2 protein-coding genes are annotated in these 2,404 nt (G+C 39.6%); one reads left to right on the plus strand and one right to left on the minus strand.

All coding sequences use genetic code 11. The annotated features are described in order from the left end of the window. Positions 1–177 precede the first annotated feature (177 nt). Positions 178–624 carry a hypothetical protein gene (locus CWB80_RS21740; RefSeq protein WP_138602746.1) on the plus strand — a complete coding sequence of 149 codons (447 nt, stop codon included), beginning with the start codon at positions 178–180 and terminating at the stop codon, positions 622–624. Positions 625–641: 17 nt separating this feature from the next. Here the strand turns inward: CWB80_RS21740 and CWB80_RS21745 are convergent, their stop codons facing one another. Then, a complete protein-coding gene (locus tag CWB80_RS21745; protein ID WP_138602744.1) occupies positions 642–2,060 on the minus strand; it encodes an alanine/glycine:cation symporter family protein in 1,419 nt (472 codons plus the stop codon). Between the last annotated feature and the right edge of the window lie 344 nt (positions 2,061–2,404).

The raw sequence follows: 2,404 nt of genomic DNA on the forward strand, positions 1-2,404 counted from the left end.
GTCCGGCCCCGGGCACCATTTATATAAAATACCTCTTTTTTATTTCATTTATATTTCTTTTTATAACCTCATCTAACTATTTTTTTATTGCCATAATAGCTCTATAGTTTCCTTAGTCTTTTTAAAACAGCTAACGCGTTTCAAGTTTTAATCAATAAATAGGATCAAGGAAAGATAATGGAACAATTTAAACGTGGCTTAAATCAGTTTTGGGTAGGCGCCGTATTTGGGCTTTGTCTGGCGATCTCACTTGTGCTTATTCCTGTTGCGATTATTATGTCGAACATTAACGACGTACTGAAAATTCATGAAGTCAGTGTGCTTGTTGATAAAGTATCGACCGTCTTCGATAAATCAGAACAAGCCATTAGTAATGCCAAAGCAGCGCTAACCGATTTTGATAATGACGTGGTGATGGATATGCTCACTGCTGTGCAATCTTATCAGCAACAATCGCAGCCATTACTAACCGCAGAACAAAAACAAGCATTAAAAGCGCAAATTAAAGATAAGCTTGTTACTAAGCTTGAGCCCAAACTTAACGAGCAACAAATTACATTCATATTGTCTGTTTTCGAAAAGTTAACAAATACAAAAAAGGGAGCACAAACGCTCCCTAAATAAGAATTTACTTGACTAGATTATTTACGCCATGCGCCTTTAGGAATGGTTTGATCTAGCTTTTTGTTTTGCGAAGGATCAAAAGTAGGTATTTTACCTGCCTTACGTTGGGTGTTGTAATCCTTCGCGAGCCAAATAACGACGCCTGATAACATAAACAAAGCGATGACGTTAACGATAGCCATTAGACCCATAGAGACATCGGCAAGGGTCCAAACTAATGGTAATTCTCCAAGCGCACCAAACATCACCATACCAAGTACCAGTAATCGGAAGATCAACATACCCGATGCATGGTTATGCTCTAAGAACAATAAATTGGTTTCGGCATAAGAATAATTAGCAACAATCGAGGTAAATGCAAAAAACAAAATTGCAATTGCAACAAAGGTGGCACCCCAGCTACCAACATGTTCTTCAAGGGCTGCTTGTGTTAACGCAATGCCAGTCACACCTGAATCAGGTATAAGCTGTTGGGATAATAAAATAAGGGCTGCAGTTGCAGTACATATAATAATTGTATCTACAAATACGCCGAGCATTTGTACATAACCTTGTGAGGCTGGGTGCGGTGGGTTAGGTGTTGCCGTTGCAGCAGCATTTGCAGCGCTACCCATACCAGCTTCATTAGAGAATAAGCCACGCTTAATACCCTGGATCATGGCCTGCATTACACCATAACCTATTGCACCCGCACCCGCTTGCTCGATACCAAAGGCACTATTAATAACATGCATAAATACATTAGGTAATAAATCGTAGTTTATGGCACATACATAAAGTGCAACTAACAAATAAGCCAGCGCCATAAATGGCACAACCATTTCTGCAAAACGTGAAATAGTTTTTAAGCCACCAAAAATGATAATACCTGACCCTAATACTAAGCCGATGCCTACAACATAGTTTGGAATACCAAATGCAACATTAAATGCAGCAGCAATAGAGTTTGATTGAACAGCATTAAATACCAAGCCAAAAGCAAGAATAAGGCAAAGAGAAAAGATCACTCCCATCCAGCGTTTACCTAACCCATATTCCATATAATAAGCAGGGCCACCACGAAAGTTGCCATCTTCATCGACCGTTTTATATGCCTGAGCAAGGGTACTCTCGGCAAAACTTGTCGCCATACCTATTAATGCAATAAGCCACATCCAGAAAATTGCACCGGCACCGCCTAAATAAAGTGCAACGGCAACACCTGCCATATTACCCGTACCAACTCGCGCAGCTAAAGAAGTACAAAAAGCTTGGAATGAAGAAATGCCATCACCAGAACCTTGGCGGCTCTGAAACATCACTTTGATCATATGTGGGAATTGAGTGAATTGAATAAAACCGAGTCGAAGAGTGAAAAATAGCCCCGCAGCTATTAAAAGGTAAACCAGAATGTGACCCCAAAGGAGACCACTTATACTATTTATAATGTCTGTCATTTTTCTTGCCTTGTGAGCGAGTGGAAAATCTGCGGCGCAAGTTACCATAACAAGCGAGGAGAGTTTAGTTATTCTGCTAAAAAACACCAGTTATCCACAGAGGTTTGTGGGTAACTTGTTTGCATTTGGTGGGTATGTGATTAATTTTAAAATATTCAAAAAAACCTTCAAAAAGTGCTTGCGTTAAAAATCCATCTCCCTATAATGCGCATCCACTGACACGGCGGGCAGCAATGAAAAGCGCTGAACAAAGCGACAGAGAGTTAAGTAAAACTTCGGTTTAAAACGGTCTAAAAAGAAAGTTTAAAATTAAGTGTTGACTCGAAAAATTAAGGATGTATTAT

The sequence above is a fragment of the Pseudoalteromonas sp. S1650 genome (assembly GCF_005887195.1).
In the GTDB taxonomy this organism is placed as follows: Bacteria; Pseudomonadota; Gammaproteobacteria; order Enterobacterales; family Alteromonadaceae; genus Pseudoalteromonas; species Pseudoalteromonas simplex.